Raw genomic sequence first — 23,393 nt, 5'->3', positions numbered from 1 at the left:
GCGCCGGAGGCTACAGCGTTAGGCGCATGGCGCAGCGCGTCTCCGGCGGCAGACCGTGTTCCGTTTCCAGCTCCCTTTTTGCCGCCAGTCCCTCCGGTAGTCTTCGCTCACTTAACATTGAAAACCCCAGTCGCGTGTAAAACGGTGCGTTCCAGGGCACATCGCGGAAGGTGGTGAGCGTGACCGCCGGATAAGCCGCCTGGCGGGCTGTCTCAATGACCTGCTCCAGCATCATGCGGCCAATGCCTCGCCCCTGCCATGCCTGATGAACGGCGATCTCGACGATAAACAGCGCATCATCCAGCGGTTCGCTCAGCAGGAAGCCTATCGGTTGGTCATCGGCCACGGCCAGCAGGCTGTGGTCAGTTTCAAGGAACAGCCGGTGGCGCTCGGGGCTTATCACTTCGCTTTCCGCCAGCCAGGCCAGCGCCGGAATCTGGCGAAAAGCCTGGGCCGCCGAGCGCTCAATGGCGGGCAGAAGAGGGATGTCTCTCTCCTCAGTCAGGCGTAACGTCGCGGCGGCGGTTATAGTGTTAGTTTTCATCACCTCAGCATAGCAGCCTCCGGGAGAAATGTATGGAGCTTACCGCCGTTTCCGCCACTCAGTTTAGCGTCGCGCAGCTGACGACGATCCTTTGCGACTGTTTCGAAGATTACCTGGTTCCCGTCACGCTGTCGGTAGAGGTTTTTGTCCAGCGTTTTAGCGCCGAAGGGCTGAGCCTGCTGGATTCCTGCGTCTGGCTGGATGGTGATGTCCCTGCGGCGATGGCCGTTGTCGCCCGGCGCGGCGATGAAGCCAGGCTGGCGGCATTTGCGATGCGACCCGCGTATCGCGGAAAGGGCGTCGGACGCCGGCTGATGGGGTCGCTGCTGGATGCATTGCGCGAGCAGGGCGTACGGCGGATGTGGCTGGAGGTTATTCGCGATAACCACGCGGCGGTAGCGCTGTATCACTCGCTGGGCTTCGAGGTGCGGCACGGGCTGTGCGGCTATCTGAGCGCGCAGACCGCGAGCGAGGAGTCATCCGTATTGCAGGAGTATGACGTGCTGGCGCTGACGCGCAGGGCCGGCGCCGAGCTTAATGGCCAGCTGCCGTGGCTGATGGACCCGCTCACCTTCAGCACCCTGCCGTGCCGGGCGCTGAGCCTCCATCAGCAGGCTTTCGCCGTGCTGGCGACCTTATCCAGCAGGCCGCAGCTGCAGTTTTTATGGGTCGAGCCCGCCGCACGCGGGCGCGGGCTAGGGCGGGAAATGCTGATGGCGCTTGCCCGACAGTTTCCAGGGCTCGGGACCTCGGTGACCATCCCGGAACGCTTTACGCCCCTGTTCCAGACCGCCGGCTATACGCCTGGGGTATTAAAACAGTATGAAATGAGCGCAACGCTGAGCGCCCTGCCATCAGCAGGGCGTTAAGATTCAGCCGTTACGCGGGTCGCTAATCGGCTGACGGACCAGGAAGATATAGGCCAGCGCGCCGAGGGCGGTGACGCAGCCGCAGATCACCAGCGCCAGCTGGAATGAGTGGGTGGTATCGACAATAAACCCGGTCACTACCGGCGCGAAGGAGGCGCAGATAAAGCTGGCGAAGTTCTGGATGCTGCCGACGGACGCGGTCATTCTTGATGCCACCGCGACGTGAATCAATCCCCAGCAGGAAGTACCGGCAAAGTGGATGCAGAACAGCGCCATGCCGATTAACAGCACCGCAGCGATAGAGGTGGTGGCATGCGGCACGATCAGCGTAAACGCGGCGGAGCAGAACATCCCGGCAATAATACAAATTTTACGGCTTTTGATCGGCGCCATGCCGCCTTTAACCAGCCAGTCGGTAACGTAACCGTTGATGAGCATACCGGCGGCGCCGAACAGAAAAGGAATGGCGGCCATAAACCCGGTACTTTTCAGATCGAGGTTATACGCCGTTTGCAGGTAGCCCGGCAGCCAGGCCAGATACAGCCAGGCGGTATAGTTGATGCCGCTGAAGCCCAGCATCATTCCCCACATGGTTTTGTTTTTAAACAGGCTGCGCCATTCGGCAAAGCTCAGCGGGTCGCGGCGAACGTTGACGCTTCCGGCATTAAGGTAGGCCTGCTCATCGGCGGTGAGGGGGACATCCTCCCGGTTGCGATAGAGCATATACCAGCCGATAGCGACGAAGATCCCCAGCACGCCGATGGTAATGAACATCCAGCGCCAGCCCATCATCAGCATCATCGCGGCAAGGATCGGCGGGCTGATCGCGACGCCAATCGTCGAGGCGGCGTTAAAGAAGCCCATCGGGCGGCCGCGCTCTTTAATATTAAACCAGTCGTTGATCACCTTGACGCCGCACGGGTTCATCGGCGCTTCGCCGATCCCCATGCCGATACGCACCAGCACGAACTGGGTAAAGCTATGCACCATCCCGGAGACCGCCTGGAACAGCGACCAGAAAAACATGCCCAGCCCCAGCATGATGCGCGGGCCTTTACGGTCCAGCAGCGGCCCGCAGGGGAGCTGGGCGATGCCGTAGGCCAACGAGAAAACGGACAGCAATGCGCCGATTTCGGTGGCGCTGAGCCCCAGCTCTTCGCGAATCGTTAAGTTCGCGACGGACAATGAACTTCTGTCGAGGTAGTTAATCACCGCCGCCAGAAATAACAGGATCATTGCCGTTGTCTGAATTTTTTTAATGCGCGCGCTGCGCGTTAACGTATTATTTAACGGAACGCTGGCAGTCTCCGCCTTTCCTTTATCAAAGGTTGTCTGCGGGTCGATAGTTATATTTCGTGATTCCACGCCTGACTCCTGGTTATTCTATTTGAACGACAAGTGACATCGAATGGTTTAAACCCACCCACCTATTTCACAGTAAAGTAAGTCGACTTGTTTTCAGCATAAATAACCTTTTTTCTGGCACTGGATTATGTTTTGAGAACTGTGCTGCTGATAATCATTTTCTGTTTTTAATCGGTACTTAATGAGCCAGGGATTCGCTCTGCCTGAGCGAGTTAATCATCGATTGCTTCGCCGAGTTCAGGTGGTTACGCAGCGCCAGATTGGCGTCCAGATCGCTGCGGCAGATAAGCGCGCTCAGGATGGTCATATGTTCATCAATGGCGATGATATTACGCTGTTTAAGGTCACTCTCATCCCACTGATAGTGAAAGTGGAAAATCACGGAAATAATCTCAAGCGATTGATTGAAAAATATATTCTCAGCCGCGGACAGGAGCAGCGAGTGAAAGTCGCGATCGAGCTGGGAAAACATACGAAAGCTGTCGCCGATGCTGTCACGCAGTGCGCGATGGCGCTCAAGCAGAGTTTTCGCCTGCAGCCAGCGGGCGTCGTTGTCCGGGAGATTGAGAAAATGCTGAAGCGCGTGGGTTTCCAGCATTTCCCGCAGCTCGAACAGCTGCTCAGCCCAGGATTGCTCAAATTTCTTCATGTTCCACTGGCCGCGCTTTTCGCTTTCAATCAGGTTGTAGCGGCTGAATTTCAACAGAAATTCCCTCACTACGACCGGACTGACGCCGGCAGCACGCGCCAGCTGCAGCTCGGAAAACATCTCTCCGGCGCGCAGCTGGCGCTGGTTAATCATGGTGAAAAACGCCTGCTCAAAGAGACGGTTCTGCTCGGCCAGCGAGGCGCTGGAGCCATCGAAGCCGTCCTGCATCTCCGGCTGGCGAAGGATCTGATAATCCCGAGCGTTCTGACGCAATACGCCCCGCTCGCACAGGTGGCTGAGGATATGGCGCACGGTGGTGCGGCTGATGTTGTACATCTCCGCCAGCGCACTTTGTGAGGGCAGCGGCGACGGAAGAAAGCCGCGCGCCATATCGTTAATGACCTGGTTAATGACGTTGTGACGAAGGTTTTGCGAGCGGCTCATTATACATCTCCATTTTTTTAGCTATTAAAGCCGGATTTAAAACAGTTTTGTGCGTGAGATTTCACAATTTTTGCAATGAATTTATTCTCACCTCTGTTTTTCATCGATATCTAAGCCAACAAATACGGAGGCAATTATTATGACGTCGATGAATACATTAGTTTGTCAGGAACCTAAAATATTGCGCTGGGAAAAACGCCAGATTCCCATTCCCGGTGATGATGAAGTGCTCATTAAAATAAAAACGGTGGGGATTTGTGGTACGGATATTCACGCCTGGGGAGGGAATCAACCTTTTTTTAGTTATCCACGCGTGCTCGGACATGAAATATGCGGCGAGATTATCGGTCTCGGTAAAAATATTCTTAACTTGAAAAGCGGACAGCAGGTAGTCGTCATACCTTACGTTGCCTGCCGTCAGTGTCCGGCCTGTTTGAGCGGCAGGACTAATTGCTGCGAGAAAATTTCGGTGATCGGCGTGCATCGGGACGGCGGGTTTAGCGAGTACCTCTGCGTGCCGGTAAAAAATCTGCTGGTGGTGGATGACGTCGAGCCGGAAGCCGCAGCGCTGATTGAGCCTTTCGCCATCAGCGCCCACGCGGTGCGTCGCGCCGCTATCCAGCCGGGAGAGCAGGTGCTGGTGGTCGGTGCGGGACCCATTGGTCTCGGGGCGGCGGCTATCGCTAAAGCCGACGGGGCGCAGGTGGTGGTGGCGGATACCAGCCCGGCGCGGCGCGACCATGTGGCGCAGCACCTTGGTCTGGCCACGCTCGACCCTTCTGACCCGCAATTCACCGAGCAGCTGTGTGACATGTTTGGTGGTTCGCTGGCGCAGAAGGTGATCGATGCCACGGGGAATCAGCAGGCGATGAACAACACGGTGAATTTAATCCGTCACGGCGGCAGCATCATTTTTGTTGGCCTGTTTAAAGGTGAACTGCAGTTCCCGGACCCGGAGTTTCATAAGAAAGAGACAACCATGATGGGCAGCCGTAATGCGACGGAAGAGGATTTCGCCAAAGTCGGACGTCTAATGGCTGAGGGAAAAGTGACCGCCAGAATGATGCTGACCCACCGTTACGATTTCAGGTCGCTGGCCGAGATTTACGAAAGCGAAGTGATTAACAATCGCCAGCTTATTAAAGGCGTCATTCATTTTTAGCAGGAAAGGCTATGAAATCGTTAAACAGACAAGATTTTCCCGGGCCGCACTACCCGACGCGCGTGATTCAGTTCGGCGAGGGCAACTTCCTGCGGGCGTTTATCGACTGGCAGCTGGATCGGCTGAATGAGCAAACCGATCTGGCGGCAGGGGTGACCATTATTCGCCCGATCAACACCGAGTTTCCGCCGTCGCTCAATACCCAGGATGGACTTTACACCACGGTGATCCGCGGGCTGGACGAACGTGGCGAGGCGGTGAGCGAAGCGCGGATTATTCGCTCCGTTAATAACGAGATCAACCCCTGGCAGGATTTTGCTGGCTATCTGGCGCTGGCTCGTAATCCGGCGATTGAGTTCGTATTTTCAAATACCACTGAAGCGGGTATTAGCTATCATGCCGGGGACCGGCCTGACGATAAGCCGCCGGTCAGCTTTCCGGCGAAGCTGACCCAGCTGCTGCTCGAACGTTTCCGCCATTTCAACGGCGCAGCGGATAAGGGGTGGACGATTATCCCCTGTGAGCTGATCGACTACAACGGCGAAGCCCTGAAGGCGCTGGTGCTACGCTACGCCGATGAGTGGCAACTGCCCGCGGCTTTTCGCGTCTGGGTTGAGACCGCCAATACATTTTGTTCAACGCTGGTTGACCGTATCGTCACCGGCTATCCGCGCGAGGAAGCGGCAAAGCTGGAGGCGGAACTGGGCTACCATGATGCTTTCCTGGATACCGCCGAATACTATTGGTTATTCGTCATCCAGGGATCGCAGGTGCTGGCGGAGACGCTGCGGCTAGATCGCTACCCGCTCAATATCCGTATCGTAGAGGATATCCGGCCCTACAAAGAGCGCAAGGTTGCCATTCTTAACGGCGCGCATACCGCGCTGGTGCCGGTGGCGTGGCTGTGCGGTGTCGATACTGTTGGCGAAGCGATGCATGATCAGGCCATACGCCATTATGTGCAGCAAACTATCGACGAGGAGATTATCCCGGCGCTGGATTTACCCGCCGATGAGCTACGGCAGTTTGCCGATGCCGTGACCGGGCGCTTTCTTAATCCCTGGATTCGCCATCAGCTGCTCTCCATCGCCCTGAACGGCATGACTAAGTTTCGTACCCGGATCCTGCCGCAGCTGCTGACGAATATTCGCCGGCACGGCGCGATCCCGCCGCGGCTAACGTTTGCCCTGGCGGCGCTCATCGCCTTCTATCGCGGCCAGCGCGAGGGACAGACCTATCCGCTGCAGGATGATGACGTCTGGCTAACCCGTTTTGCCGAAGGATGGGCGCAGGTGGCGCGCGGCCGCCCGCTGCATGAACTGGTCACGGAAGTCCTGCAGGATGCAGCGCACTGGGGTGAAGATCTGACGACCGTTCCGGGGCTTGCCGATCAGGTTACGCGGTATCTGGAAATGATTTTGAGCGCGGGGATGCGGGAGGCCCTGAGGCGGCTGTAGTCGGTTTGTTGTGCGGCGTCCGCGGATTTGGGCGCCGTTTTTTTTGTGCTCTGAACCGCAAAAAATAAATTAAGCGCCAATGGTTGGCGGATTTCCCGCATCATAAGCCCCTGTAAGGTGAAGAGGGGGATGCGATGCGTAAAACGGAACTATTGGCTTTTCTGCAAAATCAGACCGATTTTTTTGATCCGGATAACCTGAGCGAGGTCTTCACCGCCGGCTACCTGGCCCGGCGTTTTGCCATGCAAAGAAATACCGCCAGCCACTATCTGAATCAGCTGGTGGCCCAGGATGTGCTGGTAAAGATTAATACCCGTCCGGTCTATTTTCTCCATAAAGCCGCCTTCTGCCAGCAGTTTTTCCCCCTTTCCCGCAGCGAGTACGCCAGCATGGTGGAGCTGCTCGCGGAGAGCGATCGACAGCCGGAGCAGGCGGATCATTTTTCATTGCTTACCGGCCATGACGGTAGCCTGCGCAAGCCGATCGAACAGATGAAAACCGCGCTGTTTTATCCCAACGGTGGCCTGCCGCTACTGATCGTCGGCGACAGCGGAACTGGCAAAAGCTATATGGCGGAGCTGATGCATGAGTTTGCCATCGCCCAGGGACTGCTGCCGCCCGATGCGCCCTTTGTCAGCTTCAACTGCGCCCAGTATGCCAGCAACCCGGAGCTGCTGGCCGCCAACCTGTTTGGCTACGTGAAAGGCGCGTTTACCGGCGCGCAGGGCGATAAAGCCGGGGCGTTTGAAGCGGCAAACGGCGGCGTGCTGTTTCTCGATGAAGTCCACCGCCTGGATGCGCAGGGACAGGAGAAGCTCTTCACCTGGCTGGATCGCAAAGAGATCTATCGGCTGGGAGAAACGGCGCAGGGGATGCCGATATCCCTGCGGCTGGTGTTTGCCACTACCGAAGATATTCACAGCACGTTTCTGACCACCTTTATTCGTCGTATCCCGATCCTCGTTAGCCTGCCTGATTTACAGACCCGCAGCCGCCACGAGAAAGAAGCGCTCACGCTGCAGTTTTTCTGGCAGGAGGCGCGCACGCTCGCCGCCCGGCTGCAGCTGACGCCCCGGCTTTTGCAGGTGCTGACGCACTACGTATATCGCGGTAACGTCGGTGAGCTAAAAAACGTGATTAAGTACGCCGTTGCGTCAGCCTGGGCCAGGGCTCCGGGCAGCGAGAAGCTGAACGTCACGCTGCACGATCTGCCGGAAAATATCATGGCCGCGACGCCGGCGCTTAGTGAACCGATGGGCCATGAAGAGCCGCTGCTTATCGAACCGCAGACCAGCCTGGTCTGGCTGCTGCGCGCGCGCGACCCGGTTCAGGGGCTGATTTATGATACTCAGTGCCGCGTTCTCGCGCTGTATGAGGCGGTGCTGAGCAAAAAAAGGCTCTGGGAAGAAGCGCAAAAAAGCATGGGCGAGGAGATTGAAACCCTCTTCGATCGGCTGATATTTGATAATCACGATACCCAGAGTTCGCATATGCTGCTGCTGATAACGCATCAGGTGCGGGAGGAATTTTATCGCCTTGAAAAGCGCTTCAATATCCAGTTTAACGGCAACTGTATTTATGCTCTAAGCCACTACCTGATTCATCGTTCCCGCCAGGCGCAGTCGACGATGAGCAACGAGAAAAGCCGCCAGCTGGAGGATTTCCTGGCGCAAAAATATCCGTTGCTGTATCGCTTTTGTGAAGAGATCCTCGCCGCGCTGGCGCTGAAGCTGGACATTGAACCCCGACGTATTGACCTGTTGTTACTGGTGCTGTGGTTACAGAAAAATGGCGCCATTAGCCAGCAGCAGGTGACCCGGGCAATTATCCTCGCCCACGGTTACGCCACCGCCAGCAGTATCGCTAACGTGGCGAACCGGTTGCTGAAAAGCCAGCTGTTTGAGTCATTCGATATGCCGCTTGATGTCACGCCGGAGGCTATTGCTAACCAGGTGATGGCCTATATTGAGAGTCACGCGCTGGCCTCCGGACTGGTCATCCTGGTCGATATGGGTTCGCTGAACGCCATTCATAGCCATTTTAACCGTCGGCTGACGACGCCGATGGCGATAATTAATAACGTCTCGACCGGGATGGCGATGTACGTCGGCGAGCGAATTTTGCTGGGCGACATGCTGGAAGATATCGTCCGGGAGATCCGCGGTGACCTCGCGATCGAGCATCAGCTCTATTACCCGCAAGCGGACAAACCGCGGGCGATTCTTACGACCTGCGCCACCGGCCTGGGAGCGGCGGCGAATCTGTCGGCGCTGTTAAAAGCCAGCATCCCTGAAGCGCTGGGGATCGATATTGTGGCATGCGATGTGGAGACGCTCGCCGATCCCGCGCGGCGGCAGCCGATGCTGAGCCGCTATGAGGTGCTGGCGATCGTCGGAACCCTGGACCCGCAGCTTGCCGATCTGCCGTGGATTTCGCTGGATTCGTTAATCTCCGGCGAAGGGAGCCGCCCGCTGATGCGCATCTTCGGCGAGCTGGCCACCGCTGAGCAGGTCAGCGAAATCAATAACCTGATCCTGAAGAATTTCTCGCTGCGCCGGGTGATCGAGTCGGTGACGATCCTCGATACCGGTAAAGTGATCAATCAGGTTGAGCAGTTTTTACTGCGCTATGAGCATCTGGCCGGCTGCGATGTGCCTAACGATCGCAAGGTAGCGCTGTATGTGCATATCAGCTGTCTGATAGAGCGCCTGATCCGCAACGCCTCGCCATCCCATTATTCCGGAAGGCAGTGTCCGCAGAGCGAGCTGGCGACGCTCCGCGAGGCTTTTAGTGTCATAGAGAGTGGATATAGTGTCAAAATCCCCGCCGTAGAGCTGTACTACATTCACGATATTCTGACGCGGGAAACTGAATTTATTCAGGAAGATCAAGAGTTTTAATCCCCTTCATTAGTTGATCCTTGCGCTAGCCGGCGCGCCACTGTTTCTGGCACGCCGGTTGCAATCAAGAAAGCAGTGGAATGCGCTTTCGAGGTAAGGATGAAACGACACTATATTTTTGCCAGCCATGGCACCTTTGCTAACGGTTTGCTGAACTCCGTGGAGCTGATCCTCGGTAAACAGCCGGATATTCATACCCTGTGCGCCTACGTCGAGGAGGAGGCCGACCTCACGCAGCAGGTGGAGACGCTGCTGGCGCGTTTTCCCGCCCAGGATGAGCTGATTGTGATTACGGATATTTTCGCCGGTAGCGTCAATAATGAATTTGTGCGCTTTCTATCGCGCCCGCACTTTCATTTATTGTCCGGCTTAAATCTGCCGTTGATTATTGATTTGCTCATTTCAGCTGGCGAAGAGAATACCGAAAAATTAATTTCTGAAGCATTAATAAGCGCCAAAGAGAGCATTCAGTACTGCAATCAGACGATTGCCAGTGCAATGACTATTGATAAAGACTTCTGAAATGAGGGAACACTATGATTACGCTATTAAGGGTTGACCATCGATTACTTCACGGCCAGGTTGCCTTTTCCTGGACGCAGTATGTCGGCGCTGATTGCATTTTAATTGCCAACGATAATGTCCCAGATGATGAGCTACGGAAAACGACGATTAAGCTCGCTAAACCCCCTTCAGTCAAACTGGTGATTAAAAATATTAACGACTCTATTGAATCGATAAAAAGCGGCGTGACCGACAAATATAATCTGTTTATCGTCGTGGAATCGGTAAATGATGCCTGGCGGATTGCCAGCGCCGTCGAGGAAATTAAAAGTATTAATCTCGGCGGAATTAAAGCCAAAGAGGGCAGTAAAAATATCTCTAAGGCGATTAATTTACTCCCGGAGGAAATAGAGCAACTGCAGCAACTGGTTGGGAAAGGCGTCGAAGTTGAGATTCGCCAGGTCCCTAACGACCGCAAACAGCTTTTTGCGGAATGCGTTTAATTCCGCGGAGGACAGATTATGGTAGAGGCTCTCTTACTGGGGCTGGTGGCGTTTATCGCGCAATCGGAATATGCATTAGGAACGTCGCTGATTTCGCGGCCTATCGTGACCGGGCTGCTGACCGGGCTGGTGCTGGGGGATGTACAAACCGGCGTCATCATGGGCGCGACGCTTGAGCTGGCCTTTATTGGCTCTTTCTCGGTCGGCGCATCGATTCCGCCTGATGTAGTAACCGGCGGTATTCTCGGCGTGGCGTTCGCCATTACCTCCGGCGCGGGAACGGAAACGGCGCTGCTGCTTGGACTGCCCATCGCCACCCTGACGCTGATCCTGAAAAACGTCTATCTGGGGATGTTTATTCCGATGCTCAGCCAGAAGGCTGACGGCTATGCGGAGCGGGCGGATACCCGCGGCATTGAACGTATGCATTTGATTGCTGGCTTCGGGCTGTCGCTGATGCTCGCCACGGTGGTCACCGTGTCATTCCTGGTCGGCAGCAATGCGGTGAAATCCCTGCTTGACACGATCCCGGAATTTATCAAACACGGGCTCAGCGTCGCCACCGGCATCATTCCGGCCCTCGGCTTCGCAATGCTCGCCAGGCTACTGATTAATAAGAAAGTTGCGCCGTACTTTTTCCTCGGTTTCGTGCTGATGGCCTACCTGAAAATTCCGGTAACCGGCATCGCCATTCTCGGCGCTATTGTGGCGGTGGTCATGGTTAACGTCACCGCGTTGAGCTCACCTCGTACGACCACAGAACAAGGAGTCAGCGATGACGACGAAGATGATTTCTGAAGAAACTCTGCAGCCGCAGGCGCAGGAAGAGGCCCGTATTACGCCGCGCGATCTACGCCGGGTCTTCTGGCGCTCCTTCCAGATGGAGTTCTCCTGGAACTATGAGCGGCAGATGAATCTTGCCTTTGTTTACGCGTTGATTCCGGTGCTGAAAAAGCTCTATCCGCGCAAAGAGGAGCTGGCCGGGGCGTTAAAGCGACATCTGGTGTTTTTCAATACCACGCCGCATATCGTCACCCTGCTGCTGGGGATCACCGCGGCGATGGAGGAGAAGAATAGCCAGCAGAAGAACATGGACGCCAACGCGATTGATAACGTCAAAGCGTCGCTGATGGGGCCGCTGGCCGGGCTGGGGGACTCCTTCTTCTGGGGCACGCTGCGCCTGATCGCCACCGGCATCGGCACCAGCCTGGCCCTGAAAGGTAATATTCTCGGTCCCATCCTGTTTCTGCTGGTGTTTAACGTGCCGCACATCCTGGTGCGCTGGTTCTTTACCCGCTGGGGCTATGTGCTGGGCACCGGGGTACTGCAGCGCATCCAGAAGAGCGGAATGATGGAGAGCCTGACCTACGGCGCGTCGATTATTGGCCTGATGGTGGTCGGGGCGATGACCGCTTCAATGATTGATATCACCATCCCCATCGCATTCGGCGCCGGAGAGGCGAAAACCCAGGTGCAGGACATTATCAACGACATTCTGCCCTGCATGCTGCCGCTGGTAAGTTTCGGCATCGTTTACTGGCTGCTGGGGCGCAAGGTTAAACCGCTCTCTATTATCGGGGGGATGGCGCTGGTGGGCATTCTGGGTTCGTGGATTGGCTTGTTTTAACAGGAGTCGAAAATGGTAGCAACGATGATGACCTATATCAGCGAGGAGTCGGCCTGTCTGACGCAGATCCTGCGCGACTACCGGCAAAAGCTGGCGGCGATTGAGACTTTTGCCCGCCAGCACCCGGTGCGCCGCATTCTGCTGTTGGCGACCGGGTCGTCGCTGAACGCCGCCCTGTGCGCGCGCTATTTCTTTGAGCAGCGCTTCGGCGTCCTGGTTGAGATTAAAGAGCCGTACAACTTTACGCACTACGAGGCGGTCGATCCGCATACCGATCTGGTGGTGGCGATTTCGCAGAGCGGTAAAAGCGCCTCAACGCTGGAGGCGATGCGTAAGGTACAGGCATTGAGCCTGCCGGTTTTTGCTCTGACCTCCGATCCGCAAAGCCCGATAGCCCGGGCCTGCGACGGGATACTGGATATCAACACCGGGATTGAGAGCGTGGGGTTTGTCACCAGAGGGTTTAGCGCGACGGTGCTGAATTTGCTGCTGATGGCGCTGACCATCGCCCGTAGCCAGGGAAAAGCCAGCGAGGCCGAGGAGCAGCGCTATCTTGCCGAACTGCAGCGGCTGGCGGCGGCGATCCCGGATGTCATTGACCGCACCTCGCGGTTTATCGACAGGCATGGCGAAGCGCTGCGGGGCGGCGAGCGCTTTGTCGCCACCGGCTATGGTGCTCTGGTTGGGGTTGCGAAAGAGTTTGAAACTAAATTTACCGAAACGGTGCGCGTGCCTTCCAGCGGCTTTGAGCTGGAAGCTTATATGCATGGTCCCTATCTGGAGGCGAATTGCCGCCATGTGATGCTGTTTATTGAAGATGCGCCGGATGGGCGGACCCGGGCGCTGCGGGACTATATGGCGCCGTCCATTGCCCGCGCCTTTACGCTGACGCTGAGCGACGAAGAGGATGCGCAGACGCTGGCGCTAAACTGCCCGTGTGAACATCACCTGGCGCCGCTGCTGCTGATTGTTCCCGTCCAGATGCTGGCCTGGCATACCGCCGGACTGAAAGGCATCGATCTGGCTAAACGTATTTTTGACGATTTTGATCGCGTCTTAAAAAGTAAAATCTGATTATTCAGGAGAAAACTATGTTGGGTTTTAATCAGGACGAGTACCTGACCAGTGCTCGCGAAATCATCGCTGCGCGCAAACAGGCGGAAGCCGTCGCCGACGATATTTATCACAGCGGCTGCAGCGCCTTATTTTTCGCCTCGGTAGGCGGTTCTTTAGCTCCGATGATGGCAATTAATGAGTTTGCTAAAGAATTAACCGGCGTGCCGGTTTATCTTGAGCAGGCGGCGGAATTAATCCATCGCGGGCATAAAAAATTAAATAAAGATGCGGTGGTGGTGACGTTATCCAAATCCGGCGATACCAAAGAGTCGGTGGCCATTGCCGAATGGTGCAAAGCACAGGGGATTCGCGTCGTGGCCATTACCCGTAATGCCGATTCGCCATTAGCTGAGGCGGCGAGCTGGCATATTCCGATGTGCCACAAGAACGGCGTGGAATATGAATATATGCTGCTCTACTGGTTATTCTTCCGCGTCATTTATCGTCACGGCGATTTCGCCCATTACGATCGTTTTGCCAGCCAGCTGGAGTTGCTGCCGGAAAATCTTCTGCAGGCCAAACGCCAGTTCGATCCGCAGGCGGATAAAATTGCCGCTCAGTATCACGGCTGCGACTATATGATGTGGATCGGCGGGGCGGAAATGTGGGGCGAGGTCTATCTGTTCTCGATGTGTATTCTCGAAGAGATGCAGTGGAAGCGGACCAAGTCGGTGAGTTCGGCTGAGTTTTTCCACGGCACCCTGGAGTTACTGGAAAAAGAGGTCCCCCTGTTCCTGGTGAAAGGCGAGGGTAAATGTCGGGCGCTGGATGAGCGCGTTGAGCGCTTTGCTGAGAAGATCACCGACCACCTGGTGGTTATCGACCCGCGTGACTATCCGCTGAACGGTATTGATGATGCTTTCCGCTGGATCATGGCGCCGTGTGTCGTTTCTACTCTGCTGGTGGACCGGCTGGCGGCCCACTTTGAACATCATACCGGACACGACCTTAATATCCGTCGTTATTATCGTCAGTTTGATTACTAAGCTATGCTGATGGCGGCCAGCCCGGCTGGCCGCCGCGCTATTCTCCGAGGCGCTTCCCAGAAAATTATCGTCAAACCCAACGGGTCAAAAACTGATGGTAGAGTCCGGCTTTCCTTCTCTTTCTGGCAAGCGGACGGCCATGAAAAAACGGATGACCTCAACGCCGCATGATGCGGTTTTTAAGCGATTTCTTCGCCACCCGGAAACGGCGAATGATTTTCTCACGCTGCACCTGCCGGAAGCGATCCGTCAGCGATGTGATTTTTCTACCCTGCGGCTGGAACCGGCGAGCTTTGTCGATGAAGATCTGCGCGCCTGGTACTCGGACGTACTATGGTCGGTACAAACCCCCTGCGGCCTGGGATATGTGTATGTGGTGATAGAGCATCAGAGCTCGCCGGATAACCATATGGCTTTTCGCCTGATGCGCTATGCGATTGCCGCCATGCAGCGTCACCTCGACGCCGGGCACAAAACGCTACCGCTGGTGGTGCCGATGCTTTTTTATCACGGTGCGACCAGCCCCTATCCCTTTTCCCTGAACTGGCTGGACGAATTTGCCGACCCGCAGATGGCGAGGACGCTGTATGCCTGTCCGTTTCCGCTGGTTGATGTGACGGTGATACCGGACGATGAAATTGTTCAGCACCGGCGGGTCGCGCTGCTGGAACTGATGCAAAAGCATATTCGCCAGCGCGATCTCAGCGGGATTACGGAGTCGTTGGCGACCCTTGTCATGCTGGGATACACTAACCGCAGGCAGTTGAGAGTGCTGTTTCATTATATGCTGCAGTACGGCAACACCGCCGATCCGAGCGTGTTTCTCCGCCGGTTGGCCCGCCGTCTGCCACAATATGAGGAGAGGTTGATGTCTATCGCTCAAAAACTCAAGCAGGAAGGGATACAGGAAGGCCGGCAGGAAGGGCGCCTGGAAGGTCTGCAGGAAGGTAGCCGGCGGGAAGCGTTGCGCATTGCCGGCAGTATGCTGCAAAACGGTTTAGATACCGAGACGGTTCAGCGGATTACGGGGCTCTCAGCGGATGAGTTAAAGCCGCTGCATAGCTAATATCCGCACCCAGTCACCGCGACCCGGCGCAAAAGCCGCCGGGTGGAAGGGGTTACCCTTCGCTTTTCACCACTTTGATTTCAACCATACCGATGCCCAACTGACGCGGGGAGTGGCCGAGAATATTGCCCTCGTTCGTGGACTGCGGGTCCGGCGGCGCAATCGTCAACGTACTGCTGCGCGACGGATTATCGAAATGCAGGGTAGTGGTGGTGACATCATTAGCCAGGACGATCGTTTGTTCGCTGCTGCCTACCCGTACCGGAATCGGCTTATTGGCATTCGGCCCGTAGGCTTTGGCGGTAATCACCAGATCGAATTTCTCCGGCAGCGGCTCCTTATATTCAATTTTCACTTCGCTGCCGAGCTGAGCGTTAGACCATCGCCCCCATGTTTCCGGTCGAGAGATACCGCTAAATTGCTTCACCTCTTCCGGCGCGCCGGCAACGTTGAACAGGAAGCTGTCGGCTTTATAGCGAATGTCGTTATCGACTATCTTCAGCGTATCGACGTTGCCCTTATAACGCTCCATATCGATAAGGGTATCTTTGAACGCGGTTTTACCCTGCCACTGGGCTTTGTCGACGCGCTGGACTTTCTGTTCGCCTCCCAGCTGGCCCTGCGATACGCACCAGTCGGTGGAGAGCGCCACTTCCGGCGACCACAGCTGACCCATCTTGTAGCAGCGGTCGACCCAGACGAAATTATCACGCGGCGCGAAATCGGCCAGCTGGAAGCGCAACGGTGCGGAGTATTCGCTTTCTGGCAGCGGCTCAACGCGTTTGTCGGAGATGCGCAGCAGCAGCGGCAGGCGGAAATGGCTGCCGGAGAAGGAGATCATATTTTTCTGCGCATCAACGGTGAAGTTCTTCATCTCTTTGGGGAAATTCCACAGGCGGATGATATCCGGCTTCCACGCCAGCACTTTCTCTTTCATATTGAGGAACACGGTGGAGAGCGATTCTCCGGAAAGGCTGCTGCGGCCAAGGCCAATAAAGTTATCGCCGCCGAGAATATCGAGCACCGTCGCGCCGTTATCCATGGTATTACGTTTGACGGCCAGCGTATCCTGCTGGGGTTGATCGCCGCGCAGGACGAAAAACAGATTGCTGCGATCCTGCTTATTCAGATAATCCCAGGCGCTGTTTTTCATCGCCAGGTGATCGGATGACACTACGATGACCGTATTTTTGAACCACGGAGAAGCTTTAATCTTCTCGATTAACGCCGCAATGTGCTCCTGACTGCAGGCGACGGCGCTAAAGGAGAGGTTCTTTTTGCCGTCCATGTCGTAGCTTTTGCGCTGGCAGGTTCGGGAGATGAAACCATCCGGATGATGGGTATCGACCGTCAAAGCAAACAGCGAGAAGCGTTTACCGGACTGCGAAAGCGCTTCGAATTTTTTCCAGGTTTCATCAAGCACCGTATCATCGTAGAAGCCCCAGTCGTTACGATAGGCCGGATCGGCAACCGTGGTTTTTAGCTCTTCCGCGCCGTACAGATGATCGAAGCCGTGAGACTTCAGGAAGACATCTTTTCCGGCGAAGCGCAGATTCGCGCCCTGTACGAAGTAGTTCTCATAACCCGAGTTTTTCAGGATATCCCCAAGGCAGATATTCTGCGGGAAAAAGCTGGAAACTGAGGCCGAGGCGTTGCCTTCAAACGGCGCAAACAGCGGGATCCCGCACTGAGAGGCGACCATTCCGGCAATCGTGTAGTCGGTGCCGGGCAACTGGGCGGTATTGCTGAAATCCAGCCCCTCGCTTTTGAGTTTACCGAGCTCCGGCGTCAGGTCCGGGAAGGCGTCGTTATCAAAATAAGTGCGCTCCAGACTTTCGCCGTAGATGTACACCAGGTTCAGTTGCGGATTGGCAATGCTTTTTGATGGCTCTTTGTAGTAAGCCACGAAGTCAGGATCGCCATCGCGGGACTGGGATTTAACCAACTCGCTAATCTGGCGAAAAGCGGGGCTGGCATCCACTGAAGCCAGCGCCAGAACCAGCGCCACGAGGCTGTAGCCAAAATGATGAGGGTGATGCCGGCGGCGGCGGAGCACCCAGCCGAGTGCGCCAAATACCGCGACCAGCGCCACGACCAGCCCAACGCCAGGCAGGATATATTTGCCCACGCCAGCGCCCGTCAGGCTGTTGGTCAACGTATAAAGTACCGCGTCATTGATACCATCGCCGGTGAAGTAATTGCTGGCGTAGAGGGTAATATTCAGAATAACGAACAGGCCCAGCACCGTGAGCGTGGCGGCGAACCACCAGGTATTACGACCGGCTTTTAATGCATAAATCATCACCGAGGCAAGAAACAGGGCGATGGATAACAACTCTGACACAGCTCATCCTCATTCACGCCAGTTGTCTGCTGGCCAGATAGATCTTTTTCCACGCTACACTGTAATTGCAGCGCAATATTGCCGCAATTGTAACGTCATGAATTTGTGCTGTGGTTCAGAATTGGTTTAGAAATCGCCGTTTTTGATCTGCCTCACATCCTGTCAGACAGGAGATTCCGGGCAAAGATGTTAAAAAACAGACGTTGCCGCCGCGTTGGCCAGGGTAACCTGCCAAACGCGGCATTAAGAGGATAAATCAGGAGAGGAAGCTCACGCCCTGTTTTAAGACCAGGTCGCAGGCTTTGGTTTTGACTTTTTCCGCCAGCGGGCTGCTGCCAAGGTTGTTCAGATTCAGCTGCTGGCCATCTTTGCTGGTCAGCAAACCCTGAAGACCCTCAAGATAGCTGGTGTCTTCTTTTTGTTTTTCCGGTGTGCTGAGACCCAGTTTATCCAGCACCTGATTTTTGATGTTTTCAGTATTGGTGACTGAAGCCAGCTTCTGTTTCGCGCAATAAGACATAATCCCTGCGGCATTATTCATGCTGCTGGAGGTCAACGACTGGTTGCCGCCGTTGAGCAAACCGGTCAGCGAAGAGAGGGATATCCCGCCGCTTTGCTGGCTACCGTTCTGGCTGCTGAGCTGGTTTGCGGCGCTGGAGAGAGAATCCTGCCAGGAGGTGGCGTGGGCGCCGAAGGTGAATAAAGCGCCGGCCACTATCGCCGTGCGGAACAACGTTTTTGCAGATTTCATAGACGTACTCTTCGCCGTGGCTGAACATGCAAAGATTATAACGCTGGCGGTGTTCAGAAATATCTTAATACTCTTTTCCGGTTACGCGATCGCGGTAGCTTTCCCAGTTAAAATTGACCCACAGGCTATTGCCAAGCCGCATACGGTCCATTACGCGCTCGCCAAGTAGTTTGTTCATCTCGTCCATGGTGCTGTTCGTCAGCATACCGGTTGGGCGCTTTGACGAAGAGCGGCGATCGACAATCTGATTAATGATGACCTTCTCGTAGCGTGATTCCGTTTGCATACCGATTTCGTCTATTACCAGCAGGTCGACCTTGCTCAAATCGGTGAGTAGCTGCTCTTCGCTGGTTTCCCGGTTGCCGAAGGTATCTTTCATCGCTGACATAATATCGGCGACGGTGATAATCAATACCGATTTCCCCCGCAGCAGCAGCTCGTTGCAGATAGCGGCGGCAAGGTGGTTTTTTCCGGTACCCGGCTTTCCGGAGAAGATAAAGCTGGCGATATTGCCGTCGAACTCCTCAACGTACTGGCGCGCTCTGGACAGCGCAATCATCTGGCCCTCGCACTCAACCCGGTAGTTATCCAGCGAACAGTTCTGGTGCAGCGGGCGAATGCCGGAGCGGTTAAAGGTACGCTGCATTTTCATGGCGCGGTTTTCGCGTTCCAGCGCCTCAGAGCGCAGCTTGCCCTGTTCTTTTTGCCACGCCAGCAGCTCTTCACCTGTCTTGAACGCGGGTTCGACATGGGCTGGCATCATCTTTTGCAGGCGCTTCATTAAATCGCCGACATTTTTCATGCTCATCCTCGGAATCCTCGTGGAATATGGTTATCGGGTTCGCTAATCGCGTTGACATCCCGTCGCGGCTGGCCGCCGTTGCTGGCCCGGCCAATCTGCACGCTGCGCGCCAGCTTCTGCTGCCACTGGACATGATGAAAAACTTTACCTTCCGCCTGCCAGTAAGCGACAAATGCCGCCAGCTCTTCCGGCGTGACGGGCTGGCTGAGGGCGATGCCCCACAGCGCGGCCAGACGCTGGAAATCGGCATCCGGCTGCCAGTCGGCATACATCGGAAATTTACCCATCGGTACCGCAACGGGGGCCGCTGTCGGCTCGTCAAAAAACTGCGCATCCAGCGCAATATCGCTATTAGGGCGCGATAATTTGGCTTCCAGCTCCAGCAGCTGCGCCAGACGCTCCGGCGTCAGCGCATAGAATGCGGGCGCGTTGTTGGCAAATACGGCGACGGCGCCGGCGGTGGATTTTGCCAGCACCGCCGCGTGATCCTGCATGAAGTCATCCAGACCGCTAAAATCGGTAGTTAATATTCGTGAAGACATAAATCAATCTCAACTCTGAACAACTAAAAAGAGAGGGGTAGCTGCACACATAGTAGCATAGAGGTCGCTCAGGAAGGAGCGCCGCGGGCGAACCGGCGGCGCGGTTAGCTAGACGCGCGGACGCTTGCGATACAGCCAAAGTCCCGGAATAGAAAGCCCGATGGATAATGCGCCAACGATAGACGAAGCCTTAAGAAAATTGCTTAACAGCATAATCATCATCTCTTCCGAGTAACCAAAATGGCTGATTTTCACCGCAGAGATCATCGCGGTATAGGCGGAGATGCCCGGGAACATCGGGATTACCGCAGCAACGGTGAAAATCTTCGGGTGAGCCAGATACCAGCGCGACCACTGGATGCCGATGCTGCCAACCACCAGGGCGGCCATAAACGTCGCCCATTCAATATTAAAACCTGCCGTCATCATAACCATGCGCGAGCCGTGGCCGATAGCCCCCAACAGGGCGCACCAGCGCAGCGCTCGCTGCGGAACGTTGAATACCATCGCAAACCCAACGGCAGGGATGGCGGCCAGCACCATATCCAGCGCCAGTTCGTAGAGATAAATGATTATGCCCATCCGCGTAGCCCCCACATTGTCATCGCCATCACCACGCCAATACAGGTCGCGAGGGTTAACAGGCTGGCGATTGCCCAGCGCGCCAGGCCGGTGTTGATATGTCCCTTAAACATGTCGGCAACCGCATTGATCAGCGGAAAGCCGGGTACCAGCAGCAGCACGCTGGCGGCCATCGCGATCGTCGGCGTGCTGGCGAAAGCCGGCAGGCGCAGCATCAGCCCGGAGATGGTGGTTGCGACAAAGGCGGTGAGGCAGAAGTTGATTTGCGGATGCATGGAGCGATGAGTCAGGACCTGGCGAATATACATCGCTACCGTGCTGGCGCAGAAAGTGACCAGCGCGCCGTCCCAGCCGCCGTTGTTAAGCTTGCAAAAGCAGGCGCAGGAGAGGCCGACCATTAAAACCAGCAGCCAGCGTGGATAGCGCAGCGGCTTGATCTGGGCGAAGCGTTTTTCGACGTCTTTATAATCCAGCAGTTTATGTTCCGCCATAATCACAATATGCTGAACTTCCGTGACGACGTGCATGTTGATGCCGCGATCGCTGTTTTTCCGCGTCGACGTCAGACACTCGCCATCTTTGATGGTGGTGAGAACAATCGCATTAGAAGAGATGGCGCTTTCCACGCTATCCATCCCCAGCGCCAGGCCCAGGCGGGTTGAAAGCTCCTCTACCAGCGCGCTTTCCGCTCCGTGTTGTAATAAGAAAAGACCACATTGAATGCACAATCGCGTGATTGCGCGCTGAGTTGCCCGATCTGCTTGCATAGATACCTGCTGTCCGTGATGCCCGATGCCGTAGTGTCTGGCGATACTTTTACCTGAAGTTGCGTTTTATCTGAGCGGTCCGGATCAAACAATGTGTAAAAAACCGCCGCATCCAGAGGGGCGCTGAAATTTGAACTCCGCCACACTTCCGCAAGATTGGTGAAAAGTACAATTTTTGCACCAATTTCTCCCTTCTTTTTCCCGCCAGACTTATCAAAAATGCAAATTCAAACTTTTAATAAACAAAAAACAAACAAATAATTAACCATACTGAGGCGATGCTATGAAAACACAGGTGGCGATTATCGGGGCTGGCCCATCCGGACTCCTGCTGGGGCAGTTGTTACATCACGCCGGGATTCAAACCGTCATCCTTGAGCGACAGACTCCTGAGTACGTGCTGGGGAGGATCCGCGCGGGCATTCTGGAAAGCGGAACGGTAGAGCTGCTGCGCGAAGCCGGCGCCGCCCGGCGAATGGAGGCTGAAGGCCTGGTGCATCATGGCGTCGAATTTTTGTTTGAGGGCAAGCGGGTACCGGTTGCGCTGACGGAACTGACGGCGGGCAAAAGCGTGATGGTTTATGGCCAGACTGAAGTGACGCGGGATTTGATGGCCGCGCGGGCGGAATGCGGGGCGGCGACGATTTATGGCGTCAGCGAAGTCACTATTAATGAGGCAAAGAGCGATCGACCATCGGTCTCTTTTATCAGCAATGGCGAACACTGCCGCTTAGAGTGCGACTTTATCGCCGGCTGCGATGGCTTTCACGGCGTGTCCCGTCAAAGTATTCCTCCTGGGGTGCTGAAAGAGTACGAAAGCGTCTGGCCGTTTGGCTGGCTGGGGCTGCTGGCCGATACGCCGCCGGTGAACCCGGAGCTTATTTACGCGCACCACGAACGCGGGTTTGTTCTTTGTAGTCAGCGCTCACTAACTCGAAGCCGTTATTACCTCCAGGTCCCGCTCAGTGAAAAGGTTGAGGCATGGTCTGATGAGCGTTTCTGGAATGAACTCAAACGCCGCCTCCCTGAAGAGCTGTCCAGCAAGTTAGTGACTGGTCACTCACTCGAGAAGAGCATCGCGCCGCTGCGCAGCTATGTGGTGGAGCCGATGCAGTACGGCAGATTGTTTCTGGTGGGGGATGCGGCGCATATCGTACCGCCTACCGGGGCAAAAGGATTGAATCTCGCGGCGTCCGATGTGAACTATTTATGGCGCATCCTCCGTGAATATTATCACCATGGTCGCGTTGACCTGCTGGCGAGCTACTCTCGTTTTGCGCTGGATAGGGTATGGAAAGGCGAAAGATTCAGCTGGTTTATGACCCGTCTGCTGCATGATTTCCCGCAACAAAGCGAGTTCGATAGAAAAATGCAGGCGGCGGATCGGCGTTATTATCTTGGCTCACGCGCCGGATTAACCACGATCGCTGAAAACTATGTCGGTTTGCCGATGGAGCGCGTGGCATAAAGAGAAACCGTTCAGGAGTCCCGATGCAGGCAGTGAGTACCATTCCCGTTTTCAAACTGTATGGCGAAGAGCAGGGCTGGCCGACGCCCGATCTGCTGCACTGCGAGTCGATACTCCAGCGAAGCCATCTTTATGAATGGCATATCCGCCTGCATCAGCACGCAGAGCTGGTGCAGCTGCTATATCTGCACAAAGGGCAGGCGGAAATTGAAATCGAAGGTACGACGACCGTGATGAGGGAGTCCTGTATTCAGATCGTTCCGGCGCTGTGTATTCATGGTTTTCGTTTTTCCCCGGGTACGGAAGGCTACGTCTTGTCGCTGGCGCTGCCGCTGCTCGGAAGTCTCGAAAGTCAGTTTGCCAGTCAGTTGGATGTACTCGGCCAGCCGCGATGCGTGCCGGTCAAGGCGTCGCGGAGCCATATTCGGGCCCTATTCACCGCTTTGCGCGAAGAGTATCGCGAAGAGTATGACGCGCGTGAAATGATGCTGCATTCCCTGCTGGGAGCGCTGCTGGTGTGGTTGAACCGGCAGCATCGCCCGCAGCCGATAACGGCAGACAAAGCTGAGCGCAAGCGTAGCGTCATGCGTCATTTTTCTCGACTAATAGAAAGTCATTATCGCGAACATATGCCCTTAGCCGCTTATGCAAAGCTGGCGGGCGTTTCTGCAACGCATCTGAATTATTTATGCCATGAATTCTACGGCTGCAGCGCGCTGGGAGTATTACATCAAAGATTGATGCTTGAGGCGCGTCGCAATCTGCAATACACCAGTATGACGATTGCACAACTTTCTGATTATTTAGGATTTACTGATGCAGCCTATTTTTCTCGTTTCTTTCGTCGTTATAACGGCGAATCTCCTAAAGCATTTAGGAACAAAATAAAATGAAAAAAGATTTATTAAATATATCTTAAGTTAGCGTATCTAACGAAGCTTTTAA

General features: G+C 55.4%; 22 protein-coding genes. 13 read left to right on the top strand and 9 right to left on the bottom strand.

From position 1 onward, the window contains the following. Positions 1-10 precede the first annotated feature (10 nt). Positions 11-544, bottom strand: coding sequence for a GNAT family N-acetyltransferase (locus tag HMPREF3178_RS24275; RefSeq protein ID WP_004108524.1), 534 nt, complete (start codon positions 542-544; stop codon positions 11-13). A gap of 32 nt (positions 545-576) precedes the next feature. Between HMPREF3178_RS24275 and HMPREF3178_RS24270 the strand changes: the two genes are divergently transcribed. Then, positions 577-1,413 (top strand): GNAT family N-acetyltransferase, encoded by an 837-nt coding sequence (locus HMPREF3178_RS24270; RefSeq protein WP_004108522.1) that lies wholly within the window; start codon positions 577-579, stop codon positions 1,411-1,413. A gap of 3 nt (positions 1,414-1,416) precedes the next feature. Here HMPREF3178_RS24270 and HMPREF3178_RS24265 read toward each other — a convergent pair whose 3' ends face one another. Continuing rightward, a complete protein-coding gene (locus tag HMPREF3178_RS24265; protein ID WP_004108520.1) occupies positions 1,417-2,778 on the bottom strand; it encodes an MFS transporter in 1,362 nt (453 codons plus the stop codon). Between the two features lie 178 nt (positions 2,779-2,956). After that, complete coding sequence (locus tag HMPREF3178_RS24260) at positions 2,957-3,871, bottom strand: GntR family transcriptional regulator (protein ID WP_004108518.1); 915 nt, start codon at positions 3,869-3,871, stop codon at positions 2,957-2,959. A gap of 139 nt (positions 3,872-4,010) precedes the next feature. Here HMPREF3178_RS24260 and HMPREF3178_RS24255 point away from each other — a divergent pair, with 139 nt between their 5' ends. The 10 genes from HMPREF3178_RS24255 to HMPREF3178_RS24210 all read left to right on the top strand — a co-directional run bounded on the left by HMPREF3178_RS24255 (position 4,011) and on the right by HMPREF3178_RS24210 (position 15,192). After that, positions 4,011-5,033, top strand: coding sequence for a zinc-binding alcohol dehydrogenase family protein (locus HMPREF3178_RS24255; protein ID WP_004110354.1), 1,023 nt, complete (start codon positions 4,011-4,013; stop codon positions 5,031-5,033). Between the two features lie 11 nt (positions 5,034-5,044). Continuing rightward, positions 5,045-6,490 carry a tagaturonate reductase gene (locus tag HMPREF3178_RS24250; RefSeq protein ID WP_017145048.1) on the top strand — a complete coding sequence of 482 codons (1,446 nt, stop codon included), beginning with the start codon at positions 5,045-5,047 and terminating at the stop codon, positions 6,488-6,490. Between the two features lie 134 nt (positions 6,491-6,624). Further along, the gene (locus HMPREF3178_RS24245; RefSeq protein WP_017145047.1) at positions 6,625-9,390 is read left to right on the top strand and encodes a sigma 54-interacting transcriptional regulator; all 2,766 of its coding nucleotides are present in this window, start codon (positions 6,625-6,627) and stop codon (positions 9,388-9,390) included. Positions 9,391-9,489: 99 nt separating this feature from the next. Further along, a complete protein-coding gene (locus tag HMPREF3178_RS24240; RefSeq protein WP_004108510.1) occupies positions 9,490-9,912 on the top strand; it encodes a PTS sugar transporter subunit IIA in 423 nt (140 codons plus the stop codon). 14 nt (positions 9,913-9,926) lie between these two features. Further along, on the top strand, positions 9,927-10,397 hold the full coding sequence (locus tag HMPREF3178_RS24235; protein WP_004108507.1) for a PTS sugar transporter subunit IIB: 471 nt from the start codon (positions 9,927-9,929) through the stop codon (positions 10,395-10,397). Between the two features lie 18 nt (positions 10,398-10,415). Further along, entirely contained in the window at positions 10,416-11,195 is a 780-nt protein-coding gene (locus tag HMPREF3178_RS24230; protein WP_004108505.1) for a PTS mannose/fructose/sorbose/N-acetylgalactosamine transporter subunit IIC, read from the top strand. Then, a complete protein-coding gene (locus HMPREF3178_RS24225) occupies positions 11,173-12,024 on the top strand; it encodes a PTS system mannose/fructose/sorbose family transporter subunit IID (RefSeq protein ID WP_004108503.1) in 852 nt (283 codons plus the stop codon). The genes HMPREF3178_RS24230 and HMPREF3178_RS24225 overlap by 23 nt, the downstream gene beginning before the upstream one ends. Positions 12,025-12,036: 12 nt before the next feature. Then, complete coding sequence (locus HMPREF3178_RS24220; protein ID WP_004108501.1) at positions 12,037-13,098, top strand: SIS domain-containing protein; 1,062 nt, start codon at positions 12,037-12,039, stop codon at positions 13,096-13,098. Positions 13,099-13,115: 17 nt separating this feature from the next. Continuing rightward, complete coding sequence (locus tag HMPREF3178_RS24215; protein WP_004110359.1) at positions 13,116-14,126, top strand: SIS domain-containing protein; 1,011 nt, start codon at positions 13,116-13,118, stop codon at positions 14,124-14,126. Between the two features lie 139 nt (positions 14,127-14,265). Then, positions 14,266-15,192 (top strand): Rpn family recombination-promoting nuclease/putative transposase, encoded by a 927-nt coding sequence (locus HMPREF3178_RS24210; RefSeq protein ID WP_017145046.1) that lies wholly within the window; start codon positions 14,266-14,268, stop codon positions 15,190-15,192. 52 nt (positions 15,193-15,244) lie between these two features. On the opposite strand, the gene opgB is transcribed toward HMPREF3178_RS24210, so the two are convergent. The 6 genes from opgB to HMPREF3178_RS24180 form a co-directional block, all read right to left on the bottom strand. Continuing rightward, positions 15,245-17,536 carry a phosphatidylglycerol--membrane-oligosaccharide glycerophosphotransferase gene (opgB, locus tag HMPREF3178_RS24205; RefSeq protein WP_017145045.1) on the bottom strand — a complete coding sequence of 764 codons (2,292 nt, stop codon included), beginning with the start codon at positions 17,534-17,536 and terminating at the stop codon, positions 15,245-15,247. A gap of 256 nt (positions 17,537-17,792) precedes the next feature. Beyond that, entirely contained in the window at positions 17,793-18,287 is a 495-nt protein-coding gene (locus HMPREF3178_RS24200; RefSeq protein WP_017145044.1) for a YjjA family protein, read from the bottom strand. A gap of 64 nt (positions 18,288-18,351) precedes the next feature. After that, the gene (gene dnaC, locus HMPREF3178_RS24195; RefSeq protein WP_024273697.1) at positions 18,352-19,089 is read right to left on the bottom strand and encodes a DNA replication protein DnaC; all 738 of its coding nucleotides are present in this window, start codon (positions 19,087-19,089) and stop codon (positions 18,352-18,354) included. A gap of 2 nt (positions 19,090-19,091) precedes the next feature. Beyond that, positions 19,092-19,631 carry a primosomal protein DnaT gene (dnaT, locus tag HMPREF3178_RS24190; protein ID WP_004108490.1) on the bottom strand — a complete coding sequence of 180 codons (540 nt, stop codon included), beginning with the start codon at positions 19,629-19,631 and terminating at the stop codon, positions 19,092-19,094. A gap of 108 nt (positions 19,632-19,739) precedes the next feature. Beyond that, the gene (locus HMPREF3178_RS24185) at positions 19,740-20,213 is read right to left on the bottom strand and encodes a threonine/serine exporter (protein ID WP_004108488.1); all 474 of its coding nucleotides are present in this window, start codon (positions 20,211-20,213) and stop codon (positions 19,740-19,742) included. Further along, the gene (locus HMPREF3178_RS24180) at positions 20,204-20,980 is read right to left on the bottom strand and encodes a threonine/serine exporter family protein (RefSeq protein ID WP_004108487.1); all 777 of its coding nucleotides are present in this window, start codon (positions 20,978-20,980) and stop codon (positions 20,204-20,206) included. Before HMPREF3178_RS24180 ends, HMPREF3178_RS24185 begins: the two co-directional genes overlap by 10 nt. A 283-nt stretch (positions 20,981-21,263) precedes the next feature. Between HMPREF3178_RS24180 and pobA the strand changes: the two genes are divergently transcribed. Both pobA and HMPREF3178_RS24170 read left to right on the top strand, forming a co-directional pair. Beyond that, positions 21,264-22,448: a 4-hydroxybenzoate 3-monooxygenase gene (gene pobA / locus HMPREF3178_RS24175; RefSeq protein ID WP_016809293.1), complete on the top strand. Its 1,185-nt coding sequence runs from the start codon at positions 21,264-21,266 to the stop codon at positions 22,446-22,448. A 23-nt stretch (positions 22,449-22,471) separates the two neighbouring features. Then, the gene (locus HMPREF3178_RS24170) at positions 22,472-23,341 is read left to right on the top strand and encodes a helix-turn-helix domain-containing protein (RefSeq protein ID WP_004108485.1); all 870 of its coding nucleotides are present in this window, start codon (positions 22,472-22,474) and stop codon (positions 23,339-23,341) included. Positions 23,342-23,393: the final 52 nt, after the last annotated feature.

Source organism: Klebsiella sp. HMSC09D12 (assembly GCF_001808475.1).
GTDB classification, from domain to species: domain Bacteria; phylum Pseudomonadota; class Gammaproteobacteria; order Enterobacterales; family Enterobacteriaceae; genus Klebsiella; species Klebsiella oxytoca.
The sequence above is the reverse complement of the archived record's forward strand: the minus strand, read 5'-3'. Positions and strand labels throughout refer to the sequence as shown.